General features: G+C 34.0%; 19 protein-coding genes and 5 tRNA genes. 14 read left to right on the top strand and 10 right to left on the bottom strand.

The window, feature by feature from the left end:
* Positions 1–58: 58 nt before the first annotated feature.
* The 3 genes from MPR_RS02945 to MPR_RS02935 all read right to left on the bottom strand — a co-directional run bounded on the left by MPR_RS02945 (position 59) and on the right by MPR_RS02935 (position 3,150).
* Positions 59–1,111, bottom strand: coding sequence for a serine hydrolase domain-containing protein (locus MPR_RS02945; protein ID WP_041888970.1), 1,053 nt, complete (start codon positions 1,109–1,111; stop codon positions 59–61).
* A 104-nt stretch (positions 1,112–1,215) separates the two neighbouring features.
* Positions 1,216–2,157, bottom strand: coding sequence for a DUF3806 domain-containing protein (locus MPR_RS02940; RefSeq protein ID WP_041888968.1), 942 nt, complete (start codon positions 2,155–2,157; stop codon positions 1,216–1,218).
* A gap of 468 nt (positions 2,158–2,625) precedes the next feature.
* The gene (locus MPR_RS02935; RefSeq protein ID WP_006257295.1) at positions 2,626–3,150 is read right to left on the bottom strand and encodes an RNA methyltransferase; all 525 of its coding nucleotides are present in this window, start codon (positions 3,148–3,150) and stop codon (positions 2,626–2,628) included.
* A gap of 232 nt (positions 3,151–3,382) precedes the next feature.
* Between MPR_RS02935 and MPR_RS02930 the strand changes: the two genes are divergently transcribed.
* The 9 genes from MPR_RS02930 (at position 3,383) to MPR_RS02890 (ending at position 9,003) form a co-directional block, all read left to right on the top strand.
* Positions 3,383–3,670: a hypothetical protein gene (locus MPR_RS02930; RefSeq protein ID WP_041888965.1), complete on the top strand. Its 288-nt coding sequence runs from the start codon at positions 3,383–3,385 to the stop codon at positions 3,668–3,670.
* 163 nt (positions 3,671–3,833) lie between these two features.
* A complete protein-coding gene (locus MPR_RS02925) occupies positions 3,834–4,352 on the top strand; it encodes an FUSC family protein (RefSeq protein WP_006257297.1) in 519 nt (172 codons plus the stop codon).
* 71 nt (positions 4,353–4,423) lie between these two features.
* On the top strand, positions 4,424–7,021 hold the full coding sequence (gene mutS, locus MPR_RS02920; protein WP_041888962.1) for a DNA mismatch repair protein MutS: 2,598 nt from the start codon (positions 4,424–4,426) through the stop codon (positions 7,019–7,021).
* 201 nt (positions 7,022–7,222) lie between these two features.
* Positions 7,223–7,295, top strand: a tRNA-Gly gene (locus tag MPR_RS02915).
* A 9-nt stretch (positions 7,296–7,304) separates the two neighbouring features.
* Positions 7,305–7,390: transfer RNA gene (locus tag MPR_RS02910), tRNA-Leu, on the top strand.
* 108 nt (positions 7,391–7,498) lie between these two features.
* Positions 7,499–7,870, top strand: a complete 372-nt coding sequence (locus MPR_RS02905) for a hypothetical protein (RefSeq protein WP_041888959.1) — start codon at positions 7,499–7,501, stop codon at positions 7,868–7,870.
* Between the two features lie 147 nt (positions 7,871–8,017).
* Positions 8,018–8,103 (top strand) — tRNA-Leu (locus MPR_RS02900).
* A 387-nt stretch (positions 8,104–8,490) separates the two neighbouring features.
* Positions 8,491–8,576, top strand: a tRNA-Leu gene (locus MPR_RS02895).
* A gap of 341 nt (positions 8,577–8,917) precedes the next feature.
* Positions 8,918–9,003: transfer RNA gene (locus tag MPR_RS02890), tRNA-Leu, on the top strand.
* Between the two features lie 102 nt (positions 9,004–9,105).
* Here the strand turns inward: MPR_RS02890 and MPR_RS02885 are convergent.
* The 3 genes from MPR_RS02885 to MPR_RS02875 are packed head-to-tail and all read right to left on the bottom strand — an operon-like array spanning position 9,106 to position 13,101.
* Positions 9,106–10,701 carry an efflux MFS transporter permease gene (locus MPR_RS02885; protein WP_041888957.1) on the bottom strand — a complete coding sequence of 532 codons (1,596 nt, stop codon included), beginning with the start codon at positions 10,699–10,701 and terminating at the stop codon, positions 9,106–9,108.
* Complete coding sequence (locus MPR_RS02880; RefSeq protein WP_041888954.1) at positions 10,691–11,764, bottom strand: HlyD family secretion protein; 1,074 nt, start codon at positions 11,762–11,764, stop codon at positions 10,691–10,693. The genes MPR_RS02885 and MPR_RS02880 overlap by 11 nt, the downstream gene beginning before the upstream one ends.
* Entirely contained in the window at positions 11,764–13,101 is a 1,338-nt protein-coding gene (locus MPR_RS02875) for a TolC family protein (RefSeq protein ID WP_041888951.1), read from the bottom strand. The genes MPR_RS02880 and MPR_RS02875 overlap by 1 nt, the downstream gene beginning before the upstream one ends.
* A 130-nt stretch (positions 13,102–13,231) precedes the next feature.
* Between MPR_RS02875 and MPR_RS02870 the strand changes: the two genes are divergently transcribed.
* Complete coding sequence (locus tag MPR_RS02870) at positions 13,232–14,020, top strand: helix-turn-helix domain-containing protein (protein WP_006266334.1); 789 nt, start codon at positions 13,232–13,234, stop codon at positions 14,018–14,020.
* Between the two features lie 491 nt (positions 14,021–14,511).
* On the opposite strand, the gene MPR_RS02865 is transcribed toward MPR_RS02870, so the two are convergent.
* The gene (locus MPR_RS02865; protein ID WP_041888948.1) at positions 14,512–15,444 is read right to left on the bottom strand and encodes a hypothetical protein; all 933 of its coding nucleotides are present in this window, start codon (positions 15,442–15,444) and stop codon (positions 14,512–14,514) included.
* 262 nt (positions 15,445–15,706) lie between these two features.
* On the opposite strand from MPR_RS02865, the gene MPR_RS02860 reads away from it, so the two are divergent.
* The 4 genes from MPR_RS02860 to MPR_RS02845 all read left to right on the top strand — a co-directional run bounded on the left by MPR_RS02860 (position 15,707) and on the right by MPR_RS02845 (position 18,945).
* A complete protein-coding gene (locus tag MPR_RS02860) occupies positions 15,707–16,021 on the top strand; it encodes a hypothetical protein (protein WP_041888945.1) in 315 nt (104 codons plus the stop codon).
* A 34-nt stretch (positions 16,022–16,055) separates the two neighbouring features.
* Positions 16,056–17,795, top strand: a complete 1,740-nt coding sequence (locus MPR_RS02855) for a tetratricopeptide repeat-containing sensor histidine kinase (protein ID WP_041888942.1) — start codon at positions 16,056–16,058, stop codon at positions 17,793–17,795.
* The gene (locus MPR_RS02850; protein ID WP_041888939.1) at positions 17,788–18,459 is read left to right on the top strand and encodes a response regulator; all 672 of its coding nucleotides are present in this window, start codon (positions 17,788–17,790) and stop codon (positions 18,457–18,459) included. Before MPR_RS02855 ends, MPR_RS02850 begins: the two co-directional genes overlap by 8 nt.
* Before the next feature lie 147 nt (positions 18,460–18,606).
* The gene (locus MPR_RS02845) at positions 18,607–18,945 is read left to right on the top strand and encodes a hypothetical protein (RefSeq protein WP_006260559.1); all 339 of its coding nucleotides are present in this window, start codon (positions 18,607–18,609) and stop codon (positions 18,943–18,945) included.
* A gap of 33 nt (positions 18,946–18,978) precedes the next feature.
* Here MPR_RS02845 and clpX read toward each other — a convergent pair whose 3' ends face one another.
* From clpX to tig, 3 genes are all read right to left on the bottom strand, one after another.
* Positions 18,979–20,220, bottom strand: coding sequence for an ATP-dependent Clp protease ATP-binding subunit ClpX (clpX, locus tag MPR_RS02840; protein WP_041888936.1), 1,242 nt, complete (start codon positions 20,218–20,220; stop codon positions 18,979–18,981).
* Between the two features lie 3 nt (positions 20,221–20,223).
* Entirely contained in the window at positions 20,224–20,883 is a 660-nt protein-coding gene (gene clpP, locus MPR_RS02835) for an ATP-dependent Clp endopeptidase proteolytic subunit ClpP (RefSeq protein WP_006257315.1), read from the bottom strand.
* 93 nt (positions 20,884–20,976) lie between these two features.
* Positions 20,977–22,299, bottom strand: a complete 1,323-nt coding sequence (gene tig / locus MPR_RS02830; RefSeq protein ID WP_006257316.1) for a trigger factor — start codon at positions 22,297–22,299, stop codon at positions 20,977–20,979.
* Positions 22,300–22,337: the final 38 nt, after the last annotated feature.

The raw sequence follows: 22,337 nt of genomic DNA, 5'->3' as shown, positions 1-22,337 counted from the left end.
AGAAAAGTTATATTATCATCTTATAAAAAAAGCTAACCATTACGTTAGCTTGTCTGTTTTAGTCTTCTCCTTTCAGTATTTTATAGCCGTTAGGGTACAGAATATTCACGATACCCTTAAACACCTGATCAGGTACCTGCTGCGCATTACTACTATAAGCGATAGATACTTCATCATCTGGATTATATACTAGCATCGTATGTGTCCCTAGTGTGTCTCCACCATGCCCGTAAAAGCTTACATTGTCATAGACTAAATACATTATACCTCTCCCAAATTTACCTTCTATTTTTTGAGGCAACATTGATTCTAAAGAGGCTGATGTAATTATTTTACCTTGAAATAAATTATAAATGAAGATATTCAACTCTTTAGTAGTCGTGGTCAAATCTCCCACCCCTATAATATTCATCGGGTTAATATCTACCATTTCTGCCCATTGCCCATGTTTGAATTGATATGGTTTATGCACATAGATAGGCATCGATTTAGCAGAATATGTACTTTCTAACCTCAATGGATTCACGATATACTGATTGACTAATAAATGATAAGGTTTATCAGTCACCTCTTCTATTATTTTAGTCAATAGATAATAAGCCGAATTAGAATATGCGCGATCTGTATCAGGAGCGAACTTCACTCCTTGCTCTTTTATCAAGTTTAATATCTCCTGCTCTGTCACTTTCTCTGTCACCCACACTTCTCCATTTTTGACTACATAGCTCCCTAGTCCACTACTGTGATCTAGCAGATTCTTAATCGTGATACGATCAGCATTAGGCATATCTGAATAGAAGTCAGATAACTTAGTGGTCAACTCTAATTTGCCCTCTTCGATTAACTTAAATATAATCACAGCAGTATAAAGCTTAGTTACCGATCCTATCTGATACATCTTATTCTCATCAGACGAGGTATCGGGTAAATTCTCTTGTCCAAAGTTTTTATGATAGACTTCTACTCCTTTTTTAAAAATAGAGAGACTGCCTGCTTCTGTATTATTCTTAGACAATTCGTTTAAATAGTGATCTAACTTATATCCCTGTATCTCTTGTCCAAATACAACAGAAGATAACATCATCACGAGCAATAATATCTTGGTGTTCATCCTAATCGTTTTAATGTATTATAATTAATCAGTAGCTATCGAGCTACGAATGTTACGGTTATATATAAATCAAAAGAAAGTCTATCTCTTGACTACTATTCTTATTAATAATTATACTCTAGTCGGGTATACCCTTTATCACTCTCTATAGCCACCTCTATATGCTGTACTACTTCCTCTATTAAGGCTATAACATCGATATCTACCTCATCTTCTATGCGCTTAGTAATCATCGTAATCGGAAAACATTGCAAGGCGTAGTCTTGATACTGTAACGCCATCTCTCTACCATACTGATCATGTACCACTATCCAATGAAAATCACTATATCTATACTGAAAACAAGCTCCGAACAAGATACCTAGTGCCTGATGATATTCATAATCATTTACGGCATACTCTCTTAGATTCAGTATCTCCTGTAACTTCTTTATAGCGTCACCACTCTCGTGATAAGCCTGAAGGTCTTCTGATGCTATCCCTAATACTTTAACTGACTCTGTCTCTAGACGTACTAGGTCATCATACTTAGGTTCTAGTAATGGAAACTGTAGAGAAGATAGACTATCTATACTTCTGATCATCTCTTCTATCTCTTTTAGATAGACAGCTACCTCATCACTATCTCTATCCTCCTTATTTGCAGTCAATGACCCTATGATAATATCATCACCATACATCACCTCAAATATGTGCATATACAGCTCCTCCTGATCCTCACTAGCATAACAGAAATAACTTTTTCCTTTATACGTCACAGCCTCTGTATTCTTCTGATGAGCTTTATCCTTAAAGTCTTGTAATAAGGCTTTCTGTGTCACTCCCTCAGCTCTCGTAAAAGAGATAACACTAAATCTAATCAGAGGCTCGTCATCATGCTCGCCTCTGTATAGTATCACAGTACTATCCCCATCATTACAACTATAATAATGACTCGGCCCTTTTATAATAGTCTGCCCACTTCCTATTTCGAATACCTTCATTATTTCTCTTTTATTTATCTCAAAGATATTATTTAGTCCATTACTATAACGTGATAATATCATTAAATTATACATATTACCCTGCCCTATTTTGATTATTTTGGTTACTTATGACCATGCTTTCTCTAGCTTATTATCATTCTTAAGTCAATGAAATTCAATATTTATAACGATGTTGTTCGGATACAGTTTTGCTATCCTTCGGTAAAAAAGTGTTTTTCCAAGCAAAACCAATGCTTCACCCAAGTACTACCCGAACGATTCTAGTTAAAAACAAAATAAACAACTATATATCAACCAATTAATATAAATCATATTCTCCATACAAGGGCAATAACTCCATGATCACTCATTATCTCCACTAGAGGGCATTATAGGTCAATAATTTCTGTTATATAGACATAAAAAAAAGCTACTTCGTATAGAAGTAGCTCTTCGCTATATAAATATTGATAAGATATTACATCTGTTGGAATAAGTCCCAGATTACAATCCCTGCACTCACAGAGATATTTAAAGAATGTTACGATATTACATCTGTTGGAATAAGTCCCAGATTACGATTCCTGCACTTACAGAGATATTTAAAGAATGTTTCGTACCTAGCTGTGGAATCTCGATCACTCCATCACTTAAGTTTACCACCTCTTGATTAACTCCTTTTACCTCATTACCGAATACTAATGCATATTTCGCTCCTTCTGTTACCTTAAAGTCATTTAGCATTACGCTATTCTCTACTTGTTCTACAGACTGTACAGATACTCCACTTTCTTTTAATGACTTCACTACTTCTACTACATCCTTAGCATATTCCCACTCTACAGTTTCGGTAGCCCCTAAAGCTGTTTTGTGTATTTCTTTATTTGGAGGGGTAGCGGTGATACCACATAGATATACTTTCTCAACTAAAAAAGCATCGCACGTTCTGAATACAGACCCAATATTATGTAAACTTCTTACATCATCTAAAACTACAATAATAGGTGTTTTCTCAGAAGCTTTAAACTCTTCTACATTTTTACGATCCAATTCGCTATTGGCTAATTTACGCATGACTTAAAAATTTTAGCAAAAATACTATTTATCAAATGGATTACTCTCATCTAGATTTTATTTTTAACTAATTATACATTAATCAATATAATTACACGCAATAAAAAAGCAATACTATTCAAACACAACACCTTCATTATTATAGTATTGAAACAAACATTACCTACTCTATTCCTACATTCTCCTTATACATTGGCTAACTTTGTTATAAACCAACAAAGCCACCACCACCATGACTAAGAAAGTACTAAACCATCTGGCTCTGCTCACCATATTAAACAATCTAGTATTTGTGGTGATATTTCAGGGCTCACTTATTGCTGACTTTGTTCAAAGTCCTAAATATGTACATCTGATCGAATTCGCTTGGATACTCTGTCTGACAGGACTCATTATCTTCCCTACGATTATCTGTACCTTACTAGAATCTAAACAAATCAGTGTTCAGAAATTCCCAATACTAGCCATCTTACTATCTATTATCTCTATTATATTTTTTGCATGTGCTAGTATTTCGTAATTTTTAACTTGAGACAGACCTAAATTGTCATAAGTCTCCTTTATCTTGTTTTTTACTATTTTTTAACATTATTTCATACTTTTCAGCTATATAAAAAACAGAAATAAGATATTATTGCAATATCGAATGAGAGTTCCTACCTTTGCACACTCAAAAAAAATCTATGGTAAGAACTCTCATAACTAGAATTATAACATCCCCAGTCATTATCTATACAACCAGATGCTTTATCGGGTTTTATATCGGATATCTACTATTCTTAAAATATCCTAACTATGAAATCCTGTGGACTTTAATCTCTATTATGCTAGTTATCTCACCAGAAGGTCAGAATTCTAAAAAGCTATCTGTAGAGCGATTTAAGTCAAATCTAGTAGGATCTGCTGTTGGTTTAGTTTGCTTAGAAATTCATCCAAGCCCTGATTTCTATATTAGTTTATTAGGTGTATTTCTAACGATCATGACCTGTTATCTATTCAAGATATTAAATATGGCTCGAGTAGCCTTAGTAGCTCTTATCATTATCCTTGTACAGCCGCATACTGCTAGCTCAGTAGAGGCTACTCCATTGTTTAGATGCTTAGCAGTGACCTTAGGGTGTGTGATAGGTCTGACGATAACAGTACTTACCTCTATGATCATACGCAGACTAAAAAGGTATTATGGAATACCACTCTCTTAGAAGTTCATTAAGCAAATAGCGTTTGTAAAATGTATCTGTTATATTTGTAATTTGAAACACAAAACTACATTATGACTGCTAAAGCGAAAGCACCTAAGGAAACTCCATTAATGAAACAATACAACGATATAAAAGCCAAGTATCCTGATGCTTGTCTATTATTTCGCGTAGGAGATTTTTACGAGACATTCGGTGAAGACGCTGTCAGAGCATCTAAAATATTAGGCATTACATTAACCAAACGAAGTGCAGGTACAGCTAGTGAAACAGAATTAGCAGGTTTTCCTCATCACTCGATTAATGTATACCTACCTAAGTTAGTCAAAGCTGGGCTAAGAGTAGCTATCTGTGACCAGCTAGAAGACCCTAAAACAACTAAAACTATTGTCAAAAGAGGAGTTACTGAGTTAGTAACACCTGGTGTTGCCTTAAATGATGAAGTGTTACATTCTAAATCTAACAACTTCTTATGTGCAATACACTTTGCTAAAAAGACAATCGGTATATCATTCTTAGATGTTTCTACAGGAGAGTTTTTGACCACTGAAGGAGATCAAGATTATATAGATAAACTACTACAGAACTTTGCCCCTAGTGAAATTCTAGTACAGAAAAGTAATAAGACACACTTCTTACAGAACTACGGGACTACTTATAATCTATTCTTACTAGATGACTGGGTATTCAAGACTGACTTTGCATTTGAGTCTTTGACTACTCATTTTAAAACTAATTCCCTAAAAGGTTTTGGAGTAGAAGATTTAGTAGAGGGAACGATAGCCTGTGGAGCGATACTATATTACTTATCAGAGACACAGCACACTAGACTAGAGCATATCTCTAATATACAGCGTATCGCTGAAGATGCATATGTGTGGATGGATCGTTTTACGATCAGAAACTTAGAGTTATACAACAGTGCTAACCTGAATGCGATAACCCTATTAGACGTGATAGATAAGACCTTATCTCCTATGGGAGGTCGTCTACTGAAGCGTTGGCTAGCGTTACCACTTAAGGACACTAAGAAGATTACGGATAGACATAATATCGTAGAGATACTAAAAGAGAACAATGAACTCTTAACACTCTTCCAAACCCAAATAAAGAAGATATCTGACTTAGAACGATTAATCTCTAAGATCGCTACTGGTAAGGTATCTCCTAGAGAGTTAATCTACCTGAATGATTCATTAGACGCTATTATTCCGATCAAGGAGACTGCCCAAAAAAGTAATAATGATTCTCTAAAACAAATGGGGAATACACTACATGGGTGTGAGCTACTAAGAGAAAAGATCAGAGCTACCATCAGTGAAGATGCTCCTGTAGCGATAGCAAAAGGAAATGCAATAGCACAAGGTGTACACCCAGAGTTAGACGAACTGCGCAAAATCTCTACTTCTGGTAAGGAACTGCTAGAGGCTATGGAGATCAGAGAAAGTGAGAAGACAGGTATTCCTTCGCTTAAAATATCGTTTAACAACGTATTCGGGTACTATATAGAAGTGCGTAATACACATAAAAATAAAGTGCCTGCAGAGTGGATTAGAAAGCAGACGCTAGTGAATGCAGAGCGTTATATCACGGAGGAGTTAAAAGAATACGAAACCAAGATACTAGGTGCAGAAGAGAAAATCTATAAGCTAGAGAACGAATTGTTCGAACAGTTCGTAGCTTGGTGTGCTCAATATATCAAACCTGTACAGCTAAATGCTAATCTTATCGCACAGCTAGACTGTCTGAGCTCTTTCGCACAGCAGGCTATTGAGAATAACTATGTAAGACCACTGATAGACGACTCTTATGAACTAGATATAAAAGATGGTCGTCACCCTGTGATCGAAAAACAGCTAGCGTACGACACACCTTATATCACAAATGATGTCTATCTAAACAATAAAGAACAACAGATCATCATGATCACTGGGCCTAATATGTCTGGTAAGTCTGCTATCCTTAGACAGACAGCACTTATTGTATTGTTAGCTCAGATGGGAAGCTTTGTCCCTGCTAGAGAAGTACGTATGGGACCAGTAGATAAGATATTCACACGTGTGGGAGCATCAGATAATATCTCGATGGGAGAATCTACCTTCATGGTAGAGATGAATGAGACAGCCTCTATTCTAAATAATATCTCTGATAGAAGTTTAGTCCTATTAGACGAGATCGGACGAGGTACTAGTACCTACGATGGTATCTCTATAGCTTGGGCTATCGCAGAGTACCTACACCAGCATCCTGGTAAGCCTAAGACATTATTCGCTACTCACTATCACGAGCTGAATGATATGTCTCAGAACTTCGATGGAATAAAGAACTATAACGTCTCAGTCAAAGAGCTAAAAGATAATGTGTTGTTCTTGAGAAAGCTTGTACCGGGAGGTAGTGCACACAGTTTTGGTATTCACGTAGCGAAGATGGCAGGTATGCCTACTACAGTTCTAAAACGCGCTGAAAAGATGCTAAAGCAACTAGAAAAAGGACATGCTAAAGATCAACAACCACTGAAAGCGGTAGAAAATGATCTACAACTAAGTTTCTTTAATCTAGATGATCCTCTGTTAGAAGAATTAAAAGAAGATATCCTTGCTATAGATGTCAATAATATCACGCCAATAGAAGCGATTATGAAGATAAATGAGTTAAAGAAAAAACTCAAATAATATAAACAAGGAAGCTCGAATGAGCTTCCTTTCACTTTTTAAACAAAAACCTTTGTAAAAAGGCATAAACACAGGCTTTGTAAATCAATGAGTTAATAAATATCTTTGTTTTTTACTCATTTTTTATTTGGATAAACAAAAAAACGTTCTATATTTGCACTCGCAATACAGAAGTAAAGCGAAGTTCTTAAAAAACATTATGCGAAAATAGCTCAGTTGGTAGAGCGCAACCTTGCCAAGGTTGAGGTCGCGGGTTCGAACCCCGTTTTTCGCTCTACATCATGCTCGAGTGGTGGAAGTGGTAGACACGCTGGACTTAAAATCCAGTGGGTAGTAATGCCCGTGCGGGTTCAAGTCCCGCCTCGAGTACAAAATCCCAAGTTAACGCTTGGGATTTTTTTTTGTCCCCTTTAGAAATGTCATCCCCTTAGATATTTCTGTAAAAGTAAATTTCTTTAATTTTGTTTCTTAATTGATATGAGTGCATTCGTAATTAGTTTAAAAGATAACGGAAAGTATAAGTACACTTTTGAACACAGAAGAGGTAAAACATTAATGACTAGTGTAGAGTATCCTAGTGTAGAAGCTATTCATTCTACTATAGAATTTCTAAGAACTAACTATGATTCTCTAAACTTCATTAAGTTTAAAACTCCATCAGGTAAGTCTTACTTCAGACTAGCAATAGATAAAAAGATCTATGCCAACAGTAGAAGATTTAATACCGAACTAAGATTTGAAAAGGCAATGGACGAGATCAAATCAAACTTTGCTAACGCTGAGATACTAGATTTATCTTTAGATATCTTTGGAAGTTTCCCTTCAGAAGATATATTTGACGCAGAGTAAGCATAATCTAGTTATTATAAAAAACTGATTTACAGGACTCCATAGAATCGTTTAAAAAAAATAAAAAAAGTCTTTTTATTTTATAGAAAAACCTTCTATATTTGCCCTCGCAATCACGAAAAAACGTGTGCAGTCAATGCCAATTGAGCTCGAGTGGTGGAAGTGGTAGACACGCTGGACTTAAAATCCAGTGGGTAGTAATGCCCGTGCGGGTTCAAGTCCCGCCTCGAGTACAGAGAATCCCAAGTTAACGCTTGGGATTTTTTTTTGTTTATAAAGTTATATTCGTCAACTAGATCATCTTATAACCTCCCTTCTACTAATATCAATCTAATAGTCGCTACTCTGCTTATGTGAAATATAGCTCAAGCAATATTTTAATGAAAAAGAACAAATTCTATATAATGCTTAAAATCAAAATAGGCATTGTACTAGTAAAAGGCATTAGTAAAGTACATGTATTCAAAACTCATTAAACTAACAATAAATGAGTTAGAAGAATGGAAAAACAAAACAGAATAATTCTCAGTAAAAAATACTCTATTTTTCTTGCACACTAAAAAACAATACTCTATTTTTGCACTCGCAATACAGAAATAGTATCGCAGTCTACAGAAGACGCTCGAGTGGTGGAAGTGGTAGACACGCTGGACTTAAAATCCAGTGGGTAGTAATGCCCGTGCGGGTTCAAGTCCCGCCTCGAGTACAGAGAATCCCAAGCTAACGCTTGGGATTTTTTATTTTATATACCCAGATCTCAATATCGACATCCGATAGAAAACGCAATACTACAATAGTGTTGATTTCATAGAGAGAACACTCTTTCGCCTTACTAATTCCAATACATCAGTAATCATGATTAGAATTCAATTCCTGTTTATTAAATTATTTTCAAAAAGAACACTTAATAACCACCTATTAATCAACAAATAAGAATATTCTAATCTTTTTTATTTATAAAAACATCTTTTATTAGTTGTATAGTAAAAAATAATATTCTACATTTGCACTCGCAATACAGAAGTAGTCTTGCAGTCTACAGAAGACGCTCGAGTGGTGGAAGTGGTAGACACGCTGGACTTAAAATCCAGTGGGTAGTAATGCCCGTGCGGGTTCAAGTCCCGCCTCGAGTACAAGAAAATCCTAAGTTAACGCTTAGGATTTTTTTTTGACCTTAACTAAAAAGCAGAAGAGTACTAGACGACTCTCCTACTTTTTTGAAAAAAAATATAAAACTAAAAGGGTGAAACACTTTTTGATTTTAAGTAAACCCATGTTTTACTTAAATAAGGTGTGAAGAGTACTAAGATGATAATCACTAATAAAAGTAAACTAAGTATCTCGAAGTAATCCATTGCATACCTCAACTCTATTTGTTTGCTAAGATCAGATAACATTATCTTTTCACTTGCTTTCTCAGCTATAGAACTGGGCATACCTCTACTTTTTAACTTCATAGTATTCTGAGTAAGCTTAGTCTCTAGTATAGGATTAGCGATATTCAAATAATCTAAGAAACGACTTAAATGACGATTAGAACTGTACAAACTATAATAATTCATAATCGCTATACTACATGTATAACCAAAGTAACGTACACCTAAACATACAGCTGCAGCAGAAGCACTAAGTGATACAGGCACTGAAGTAACACAATAAACTATAATAGGTACCATTAAAACTCCTACTCCTAAACCTTGACAAAACAAAAGAAGATAATAATCATCTGGATTAGCACTAGGGGCAAACTGCATATACATCCCCACGTGAAACAAAAACAGCGCAATAAATCCTAGACTCCATATAAAGCGCATAGGGCGACGATTAATCAACCAAACACATGCAAGTATCACTCCTGTCACAAGTCCTATTAAATTAAAGCTATTTAGATAAGAAAGATGCCTCGGGTCTAAATGAAGTGAGTTAATAAAATGTGTATTTGTAATCCCTGATGCAAAACGACAGATATAAAGAATAAACAATAAGAACAATCCTATCTTAAAGTTGCGATACTTCCATACATGCCAATTAATATAAGGTCTCTTCAAATGCTTTTGTCTCCATACAAAGAAGAATAAGGTAATCAAAATCGTCAATCCTATTAAACGAATATCGCGATCTTCAAACCAATAATACTGTTGCCCATAAATAGTAAGATATCCAAACAGTACTACCACTACTGAAAATAACACAAAGCTCTCCCAATCTAGACTATACAAAGGCAACTTACGCTGGAGCCGTACAAAGCGCATAGTCAGCATAATTAATATTAACCCTGGTATAAAAGAAAAAGAGGCAATTTTATACAAAAAGGAATAGTCGTACTGATCTACTAAATCTGAAGTAATTAATTGATTAAAGGGTGTTGCACAAATCAAAATACCGTAGAAGCACGAGAAGCTAATCTCCCTAGCTTTAGAACTATCTAAACGGACATATAATGTAGAAATAGATAGATTAACTGTACTAGCAAATAACATTCCTTGTAAAAAGCGAACAGGAAAAACAATGCATAGCGCTTGTACATTATACAGTACTATACAGCCTACTATCTGTAATACATTAAATAGAATAAAGTATTCTTTAGTCGCTAAATACGTAAAGAAACGTCGTTCTAAACTATAAAAAGAGACAAAACCTGCATACAATAGAGACACAGAAAACTGAATGTCTCGTGGATCACATCCAAAGTATCCTGCAGCTGCTGTAGCATTAGCAGCTGGCAGGAAAAACAAGACAATACTCGGCATTAAAAGTACAAAAAGAATGACGTGTATCATCCACTCTGGAATCCAATCAACGAATAACTGAGACGCTTCGTTATTTTGCATTAGATTGTTTTTTAGCTATAAAAACATTGACATTCATACCCGCTTTTAATAATTCTTCCGAATCAGCAGGTGATATTATTTCTATGCGTACAGGTATACGCTGTACAATCTTTACAAAGTTACCTGTGGCATTATCTGGTGGTAATAAAGAAAAACTAGAACCAGTAGCTGGAGCTATAGAAATAACCTTTCCTATAAACTGTCTATCAGGATAAGCATCTGCGACTACCTCTACCTGATGACCTATCTGTATATTGCGTATTTGTGTTTCTTTAAAATTAGCAATAATCCACTTCGGTGTTTCGTCATTAACGATATAGGTAAGCACCTGACCTACAGAAATCATCTGACCTAAGTCAATGCTCCTCTTCCCCATTCTCCCTCTATAAGGTGCAGTGATAACGGCATAACCTACAGTCAGATTCTTATACTTCTCAAGTTCTTGTAATCGAGTAATCTCTTTTAATAAAACTTGTTTCTGTGCTTCAATATCTGCTATACTAGCTGTAGCAGCTCGAGCGTGCTCTACACTAGTATTATAATCACTCTGTCCTATATTTAATTGTGCCTGCTTCTCCTCTAGCATTTGTGCAGTAGCTGCATCTTCTTCATAGAGTTTCTTATATCGCTGATAATCCAACTCCTGTTGATGATATTTAGATTCTCTCCCTTGGATTTGGCTCTTTGCAGCAGCAGCAGTTTGAGACAATGTATATTGACGAGCGTCTAATTCCTTTATCAATGCATACTGTTTCGCTATCTCAGCAGAAGTGGTTGCTTGATCATAAGTGTACTCTCGATTATCCACCACTAATAGGGTATCTCCTTTATTCACTATTTGATTCTCCTCAAAGCGCACTTCTGTTAAGAAACCTCCTACTCTAGAAATAACAGGATTAATGTATTCTTGTACTTGAGCATCATTGGTTTGTTCATATTTCCAATACATCCATAGTGTGTGAATTCCCCAAAGACTTCCTATCAAAATGATAATAGAAGCTAGATAGCGCGTAATACGTGTGATTAGGCGATCTGTAATTTTAATACGAGTTTTAATATCCATTATAATAAGCCTTTAGCGAATTGAAGAGTATAGTATTTATAAATGCTGTCTAACTTGGCAGCTTCTAGTTCAAATTGTGTTTGTAAATGTTGTACATCAGCATCTAATAAATCTGTAAGCAAAGAGATTTTATTAAAGTAAGTACTCTTAGTAATACGTGCATTCTCTGCCGCATGTTCTTTATTCTTTGTACACACCTCTATCTGTACCAATGATTCTTGATATCTTAAATATGCCTGTTGTACCTCTTCTTTTATTTGATCTTGTACATATTGATGTTGTAACTCCTCTTTCTCATGTTCTAAAGCACGACTGCGAACCTTGTGTACATTCTGATATAAATTAGAAATAGGAAATGATATCTGTACTCCGATAGTCCCTAAACTGTACCAACTAGGATTATACGGATACAAGAATATCTGTGGATTAGCCATAGTGAAGTTTCCTATTAAGCCAATACTAGGTTTAGTATTAGCTTTCACCTTTTTCTGTTCGATTTCACTTAATACCAAGCTCTCTTCTGACAGCAAGTGTTTAAACCCGTGTTCTAAGGCAATATCTAAAGCCTCATCATAAGATTCTAAGAATAGTTCTTCATTGAAGGAATCTTGTGGTTTAATAAAATCTGTATCCTTACGCCCTGTCAATATAACCAGCTTTTGGTTTTCTATAGAGAGATCATTTTGGAGTTGTACTAAGGTCATTTCTCTCTTCGAGATTTCCATAGTCACACGAAGCACATCACTCTTTAACACTACTCCATTCTTATATAAATGTTCTATTTCGATTAACTGCTCTTTATGTTCGGCAATATCTTGTGTAATCACTTTTTTAAAACGAGATAGTTTCGCTAAAGCCAAATAACTCTTGATTGCCTCTAACCGAACTTCTGATTTAGTCATATCTGCTTCAATATTCGCTTTAGCTTCTAAAGTTTTTCGCTCTACTATTTCTAGATTTTGTCTATTGCCACTATATAGATTTAAGTACATAGACACTCCTGTATTATAGAGCGTATGTATCACATCATGTTGTTCGGGTTTATTAAATATTCCATTTGTATAGACAGGGATATTACTTGCCTTTTCTGCTTTACCGAAGGCATTAAACACTGGATATCTACCGATGCGTGCATCATCCGTATTCTCTTTTCTAATCTGTAATTCTTTGGCTTGAATCAAGCTTCTTTTACTACCAAGATCTGTTTGTTCCCAAATCTCTTGAAGACTGAGTTGTATTGTATCCTTGTTGGAAATTGATAGAGTAGTACTCTGACAATACCCCATAGTAACACAGCTGGTGAGTACAGCTAATAAGTGGAAATCCCCAAGTTTCATACGTTGTTTTTAAAATCGGACAAAAGTAAAATGAGTACGATATATCTTGTATTTCTTAAATAGTCATTTTTTTATTCAAAACAGACAAAATCATTATATACTTTTGCGTTCATTAAAAAGAAGCACTACAATGAAGATCATCGATTCCTTAGAGTTTATCGATAGTATAGAAGAAGGCGTATTTATCAATCATGAGAAATCGACAAAAAGATATCCTTTACATCAACATCAAAAAGGACAACTCACATATGTAGAAGGAGGAATAACTTATGTGACTGTAGACAATGTCACTTATGTTGTACCAGCGAAGTACTTCTTTTGGATCCCTGAGGGAGTACCACATATATTGAGATTAAGTAACTCTGCTACTGTTCTTCACTCCTTGTATTTTTATACCTCTGATGATGATAAAGATCCTTTTTATACTACACTAGGGATATACGCCGCTTCAGATCTATTAATAGAGATGATAGCTTATACGGTGTGTTGGCATGATAAGATGGTCAATCAAGACACGCCTAATTTTGTATTTCTACAAGCTTTAAAAAATATTCTACCCACTTTTATCAATAAGAATATACAGTTACAACTTCCATTTAGTGATAATCCACGCATTACTAAGATAACAGACTATCTTGACAGTAGTTTTGGACTTCCATTAACGCTGACGGATATCAGCAACAAGTTTAATATGAGTGAACGCTCTGTATCACGCCTCTTCCAAGCTGAATTACAAATCTCCTTCTTACAATACTTAAAAGCATTGCGTATCGTGAAAGCCATAGAACTACTGATGAAGACTGAGCACTCTGTCAGCGAAATAGCCAATACAGTAGGATATGTTACGCTAGGAGCATTTAGCAATGCGTTCTGTGAGTTTACAGGAACACGTCCATTAGAGATGAGAAAGAATAAATAGTGGTTCTACTATACTGTGTTTTTACTTACTTTAGAGTATTCAATCCTTATGAATAGGTTAAAGCAGAAATAAAAATTAAATTCTTTAAATAAATACATTCCTTTTAATTTCGTTATTAATGAATAGAACAAGAGCGTTTCGCTTGCACTTCTTAGGGGATTGCTAGCACATTTCTAGGGGTTTCCTTGCCTAGAAGGTGCTTTTGTCGAAGGAATGTGCAAGAAACCCTCAAGCAATCCCCTAGCAGGTCCAAACAAAACTATCTTTAACTCATCAATAAACACTGATCAGAAATAGAATTTTAAGTACTTTATTTTAAATTCGGTAATGAGAGATTTTATTATTCCGTTGTTTAAAATGCTTTTATTTTCCTTCTTCTGTACTTACAAAAAGCCAATTATTAATCAAACTTAGGTGATTATGTATCGGAATAATCGGAATCTACAATAAAAAAGAGGTTAGACAGTCTTTAGTGATGTCTAACCTCTTTTTTATTTACACTTAGAGTAGATGTATTTATTTAGATGATATTGCGTGATTGGTCTTAAAGACTTACCAGAGATAGGATGCACCCCTGTTCCTGGGTTATTAAAATAATCATGTTTTCCCTCTCCAGTCTTGACAAACCATACCTTCGGTTTTCCTTTCCTAAAAAACTCGGTATCACAATCAACACTTATTTGTTTAAAGTTCTTCAGTATGCTTTTATCATACGGTACAGGCTCACTACTTACACCTGCAAAACTCTTTATTGTAGCCTCACCACAGTCATAAGCCACATATCTATCTCCTTCCCACTTCATACATTGATCATTTGATAACATACTACTCGCTAAACTACCAACACCTAATAAGCCTATTATAATCACTGTGACAATTAATAGATTGCGCTTAAATTTATTCTTCGCTGTAGTAGTAGGCAGAGATTCTGCAAATGATTGAACAGGTGGTATATGATCTTCAATAGTCTTCTCTTCAACTGCTTCTCTTTTCTCTTCAACAATAATTGAATCAGCTTGTTCATCAGCTACACTCCCCTCTTCTATCTCTACACTACTCTTTCTAAACTTGCCATACGGTCTAGGTTCATAATCATACATTAAGGCCACCATTTCTAGTACAGCATGGTTCTTAGATGTATCAGTTTTTTTGCCTAAAAAACTCTGAATAGGTTTAAACCATCCTAGTTCAAATCTATTAATACTCTTAACAATATCATTTAGCTCTGTGCTATCACCTCTAAAAAAATCTTTAAGAATTATTTTATCGTCAGGAGATAAATCTTCTTTACACAGTCCAATACAATAATTTCTCAATTGTGCAGGTGATGGAGATAACAGAACTGTGTACTGAGGTAAATCTTGAACTTTATTAATATGTTTTTTTAAACTATCTGTATAGTCATTAATCGTTAGTAAGGTCATAATTATAATTCAATGTAAAACGGAATTATCAGAATCATCGGAATCATCAGATTTACAACACATTGCACCCTAAAAGTCGCCTTTCCTTTGCTGTGTCGAAAATCAGATACGTGTTGTGATGTTTCAAAAGTACGAAACATTTATATGGGTTGTTTACTCGTGATACTAAAATAACAAGGAAGCCATTTTATGTCACTTAAACAACTCGCTTCCCTCAGCACGACATCTCTTTTTCAGGACTTAACTTTTTAATTACTAAACAATGAAAAAATCAGTAAAAGTAGCAATGCTATTAGGCGTAATCACATTATCAATGGTAAGCTGTGATAAAGATGATAACCAACTTCAAATGAAGAAAGAGGTTAAAGTGAATGGAGTGGATCAGGAGATGGATCATGACTGGGGACATCCACCTATTAAACCTCCTAAAACAAATAGTTTAAATATTGAACAAGAGGTAGATCATGACTGGGGACATCCACCTATTAAACCTCCTAAAACAAATAGTTTAAATATTGAACAAGAGGTAGATCATGACTGGGGACATCCACCTATTAAACCTCCTAAGATTCAATAATAATTTATTGAATAAATAGTACTAAATTCGAAGAATGAAAAGACAAATTCTTACTTTTTATTCTTCGAATATTGCTTTACTAGTAATAATTACATTACTCTTAACATCATGTTTTAAAAAAAACAATGATGTTAAGAGTAATGATAATATAACTTTAGGATACTATCATCAGCATCTTGGAGATAGTTTATATACTAAAAATCAATTAAATAATGCTTTCAAATCTTATTTAACATCCAACAATCATTTTAGTTTAGCAAAGAAAAAAGAAAGCATTACTTACAACAATCTACGCATAACTACAATATATTTAATTATTGGTGACCCAAATAGTGCTCAAGAATTAATTACTCAAGAACTATTTGATATCAAAAATAAAGACGAATCTTTTAAAACATATATTTATAATACATTAGGAATCTGTAATGCTGAATTAGAAGATTATTCAAACTCTATAAAATATTTTAATAACTCATTAAAATTCACCAATTCACCTGATTCTAAAAATATTATTTTAAACAATATCGCATCTAATTATATTAGTTTAAAAGAATACACTAAAGCAATTGATATTCTACAAGACATTCTTTCTTCTAATGTCTTTAAAGAAATGCCTCTAGAACAAGCAAGATGTTTGAACAACTTAGGAAAAGCCCTTTACTTACAAGACAAATCACAAGGATTAAAAGAATTAGAAGAAGCCTTAGCTATAAGACTAAACGATATCAATCAAAATGACATCTATAGAAGCTATATCAACCTAGCAGAATATTATACCTTAAATAAATATTATCACTCTGCACATGACTATGCCTTAAAGGCTTATGAAATCACTACAACTAATAAAAATAAAAAAGACAAACTACAAGCTCTTGAATACCTCATCAAGTCTAGTACAGACAGTCCCTCTAAGTATTATGCAGATTATATAGACCTTTCTAAAGAAATCGCTACGGAGACTCAACAAGCGAAGAATCAATTCGCTAAAATACGTTATGACTTTGAACAACATGAACAAGAGAACATTAAGCTAAAACTTGATTTACAACACAGTGAACTAGTATCTGCTAGAAGTAAAAATGCTCTTTATGTGAGTCTTCTTTGTTTATTGGCAGGTGGAGTGATTACATCTTTTATTTACAGAAGAATAAAACATCGTCATAGACTAGATAAGATTCAACAGTCTTACTTAACAGAAACTAAAATTGCTAAAAAGATACACGACGAATTAGCGAATGATGTATTCAATGCATTAACGTATACACAGAACTTTAATCTTGAAACTCCAGAAACAAAGAATCATTTACTATCTGATCTGGAGTCTATCTATAAAAAAGCAAGAAACATTTCTCTGCAACATAGCTCTATTGCAACGGATGAAACCTTTGTTACGCATTTGACTAATTTATTCAATGAATACACTACTGATAACTGCCAGATTATCATCTCAGGGCTTGACAGCTTTGATTTTTCTCTACTTGATAAGAATCAAAAGATAACCATCTATCGAGTAATACAAGAATTATTAGTCAATATGAAGAAACATAGTATGGCTACTATAGTAGTGTTCAAATTCAATGAAGATAAAAAGTACTTTAAAATATTCTATTCTGATAACGGCGTAGGAATCATACAGGAAAATATTAAATCAAAAAATGGGCTTTCAAATGTGGAAAACCGTATTACTAATATTGGAGGAACATTTATATTTGATTCAACTAATAAACTGGGTGTAAAGTATAATATCCAATTACCGAAAAAAAATTATGTTTAAAAAGATATTAGTTGTCGAGGATTATGATAGTATCAATATTGGTATTGTACAAGCCCTAAGTGACAACATTCCACAGGTCGAAGTATACAGTACTAAATACTGTGATGATGCTTGGCTAAAAATTCAAGGTGCTAAGAACAATAACTCACCGTTTGATTTAATTATCTCTGACTTGTCTTTTCAAGAAGACTATAGAGAAACTAAACTAAAGGGAGGAGCAGACTTAATCAAATTAATACGTGAACAAGATGACAATCTTAAAGTCATTGTCTATTCTATAGAAAACAGATTTATAGAAGTAAGTGAATTAATAGATGATTTAAAAGTCAATGCTTATATCAGCAAAGGGAGAAATAGTATTAAAGAACTACTAACAGCTATCACCTATATCCAACAAGAGAAAAAACCTTATCTATCACCAGATATCAAAGATGTAAAAGACAATCCTGTCACGCTAGTACTACAAGAGGAAGATTTAACTATTCTTCGTCTACTAGCAGAAGGATACTCTCAAAGTGAAATGAGTCATAAGTTTAAAGAAGATAACCTATCAATAGCAAGTACAAGTAGTATCGAAAAGAGAATAAGCCGTTTAAGAGTTTCTTTTAATGCTAAAAACACAACACACCTTATTGGTATTGTAAAAGATATGGGAATCATTTAAACCCAGATTCTCATCCATTAGCCAAATACTACAGTAAACTCTAATACTCATCTATCTTTTTGACATAAATATTCACTAAATGAGGTTTTCCGTAAAACACTGTCATTTTTAGCCAGTACTTTTACCTTCCATAAATCATGCTGTATTATGCAAAAATATGTTTATCTATTAGTTATCTCTTTCTTTCTTCTTTTTTCTGGTTGTAATGAAGGGCGATATACAGTAATGGAGCCTACAGAAGAAGATAAAGCTTACCAAGTAGAAATAGACTCTATACTGACTATTTACAGTCAACATGCTTCTATCTACTCAGAAATATACCCGAAAGCGCTATATGGTAATAAAGAGGCTTTAAAAAGATACTCTGATCTCATGTTAGATATTAATGTATTAGATAATAAATTAAATCTATTAATTAATCAGAACAGAATAACATCCAACCAACTTAAGAAATATATGAAATTGAGAAAACAATTTACTCAATAAAAAAAAAGCAGGAAGAACTTTCCTGCTTTTTTATTATGATGCAACTTCTAGTCGTTGCAATAAGTTTTTATTCAATGCCTGAGCCGTGTAGTCTTTATCTACATTTAACTCTTTTATTCCATCTTGGCTAGGTAACTCGTACATAGCGTCTGTTAGAATAGCTTCACATAACGATCTCAATCCTCTAGCACCTAACTTATACTCTAGTGCTTTATCTACAATATAATCTAATGCCTCATCAGTAATAGAGAACTTAATACCATCCATTTCGAATAGCTTTTCATATTGTTTTATTAGAGCATTTTTAGGTTCCGTAAGAATTGCACGCAATGTCGTCTTATCTAATGGATCCATATGCGTTAATACAGGTAACCTTCCAATAATCTCAGGGATTAATCCATAGTCCTTAATATCCTTTGGAATAATATACTGCATTAAGTTAGTACGATCAACCTGATCTCCTTCTACTGTAGACTTATATCCTACAGCTTGCATATTTAATCGTTTAGAAATAAGTCTTTCAATACCGTCAAAAGCTCCTCCTGCTACGAATAGAATATTCTTTGTGTTTACTTCTATAAACTTCTGATCTGGATGCTTTCTTCCTCCTTTAGGTGGTACATTTACTATACTTCCTTCTAGAAGCTTTAATAAAGCCTGCTGAACTCCTTCTCCTGATACATCACGTGTTATAGATGGGTTATCACTCTTACGCGCGATTTTATCTATCTCATCTATAAAGATGATACCACGTTCTGCTTTTTCTACATCGTAATCTGCAGCTTGCAAAAGTTTAGTAAGAATACCTTCTACATCTTCTCCTACATAACCAGCCTCTGTTAATACTGTCGCATCTACAATAGCTAATGGTACATTCAACATTCTAGCAATTGTTTTTGCTACTAATGTTTTACCTGTACCTGTCTGTCCCACCATCAAGATATTACTCTTTTCGATTTCGATATCTTGATCATCTCCATTCATTTCTTGCAGAAGACGTTTATAGTGATTATAAACAGCTACAGACATTACTTTCTTAGTTTGATCTTGCCCTATGACATACTCATCTAAGAACGCTCTTATTTCCATTGGTTTCTTAAGTAATAAATCACTTGACAAATCACTTAAATGTTTTGACTGTTGTTCTTCTAATACTATACCATAAGCTTGCTCTACACAACGATCACAAATATGAGCATCTATACCAGCAATTAGAATATTTGTATCAGATTTAGCACGCCCACAGAATGAACATGACATTTCTTCTTTAGCCATAAATTATTTTCTAATTAAAACCTCATCAATCATTCCATATTCTTTAGCCTCTTGTGCAATCATCCAGTAGTCACGGTCACTATCATGATGTACTTTCTCCATAGATTGTCCAGAGTGCTTAGAGATGATTTCGTATAATTCATCTTTTAATTTTAATATCTCACGAGCTGTAATTTCGATATCAGAAGCTTGTCCTTGTGCTCCTCCTAATGGTTGGTGAATCATCACTCGTGAATGTGGTAATGCAGAACGCTTTCCTGCAGCTCCAGCACATAATAACACAGCTCCCATTGATGCTGCCATACCTGTACAAATCGTTGCTACATCAGGTTTGATTAACTGCATAGTATCATAGATACCTAATCCAGCATAAACACCTCCTCCAGGAGAGTTCACATAGATACTAATGTCTTTCTCGTTATCTACACTTTCTAAGAATAATAACTGCGCCTGTATAATATTCGCTACATAATCATCAATAGCTGTTCCCATGAAGATGATTCTATCCATCATTAAACGTGAGAACACATCCATAGAAGCAACGTTCATCTGTCTTTCTTCTATAATGTAAGGAGTCATACTACTAACGATTTTATCGTAGTACATACTATTTATTCCTTGGTGCTTTGTAGCAAATTTTTGAAACTCTTTACCAAAATCCATATTCTTCTTCAATTTATTTTAAATACTATATAAAAAAATAAGCGCCTCTCTTTAACAGAAAGACGCTCAAATATACTTATTTTTTTCCGGATATTATTCTCCGTACATTTCCTTAACGAAATCTTTGTAAGATACTTCTTTTACTTCAGCTTTTACTTTATCGTTAAATAAAGCTAATACTTTTTCATTCATTACTTGCTCAGAAATACGTCTAACTTCATCTTGGTTAGTCATTACTCTAGCAACAATATCTTCAACTACTTTAGCTTCAGGATCCATTTGTCCAAACTGAGCCATTTGATCTTTAATCAACTTAGTAGTATACTCTTTAATTTCTTCGAAGTTTAATTGTAAGTCATATTGAGACATTACTTTTCCTTCTACTAATTGGTAACGTAAACCTTTTTCTGATTTTGTGTACTCAGCAGCAGCCTCTTCAGCAGTCATTGGAGTCTCACCTGCATCCATTAACCATTTAGTTAAGAAAGCAGCTGGTAATTCAAATGAAGTATTCTCTAATAAATGTTCGTAAACATCGTTTAAGAATTTTTGATCTGCTTGACTAGCAAATTGCTTTTCAGCATCTTCTTTGATTTTTTCTTTTAATTGCTCAACAGAAGTAACAACTCCTTCTCCAAACAATTTATCGAATAACTCTTGGTTTAATTCAGCTTTCTCTGTTTCATTGATTTCGTTGATAGTAAATACTACATCAATTTCTAATCCGTGAACTTTATCGTGATCAACAGCTAAAACTTCCATTAATTTATGGTCATCTTCGAATAAACCTTTAGTACTTACAGTAACTTGGTCACCTACTTTTTTACCAATAAATTTCTTTTGGTTTGTTTTAGTTCTGATATCGCTTACAGCGATTTTAACTTCATTATTGATTCCCTCTTCTTCGTTAGCGAAAGTACCTACCATTTCTGATGTTTCTTCTACTACCTCTTTAGAGATCATTTTTCCGTATTGTTTTTGAATAAACTCAACTTGCTCGTCAAGCATAGCGTCATCAGCTACAACTTTGAACTTCTTGATTTTATTTTTACCTTCTAAGTCTAAAGAAAACTCAGGAGCTAATCCTAATTCAAAATCAAATTTTAATACATCTGCATCCCAGTTAATATCATTAGCTACTGGTAATGGATTTCCTAAAATATCTAATTTTTCTTCTACAAGATAGTTACTTAATTTTTCTTGCAAAATTTTGTTTACTTCTTCGAACAATACAGCTTTACCATATTGTTTTACGATTAAACTCATTGGAACTGCACCTTTTCTAAATCCAGGAACGTTTGCGTTCTTTTTGTAGTTAGATAAAACGTTATCTACATTACCTTGGTAATCTTCTTTTGCAAGCTCAATAGTTACGATTGCATTAAGAGCATCTACATTATTTCTTGTAATATTCATTTTTGATGTATTTACATATAAAATTGGGTTGCAAAAAT

Origin of the sequence: Myroides profundi (assembly GCF_000833025.1) — a bacterium.
Taxonomy (GTDB): domain Bacteria; phylum Bacteroidota; class Bacteroidia; order Flavobacteriales; family Flavobacteriaceae; genus Flavobacterium; species Flavobacterium profundi_A.
Note: the sequence above shows the minus strand (reverse complement) of the source record. Positions and strands in the feature narration are given on the sequence as shown.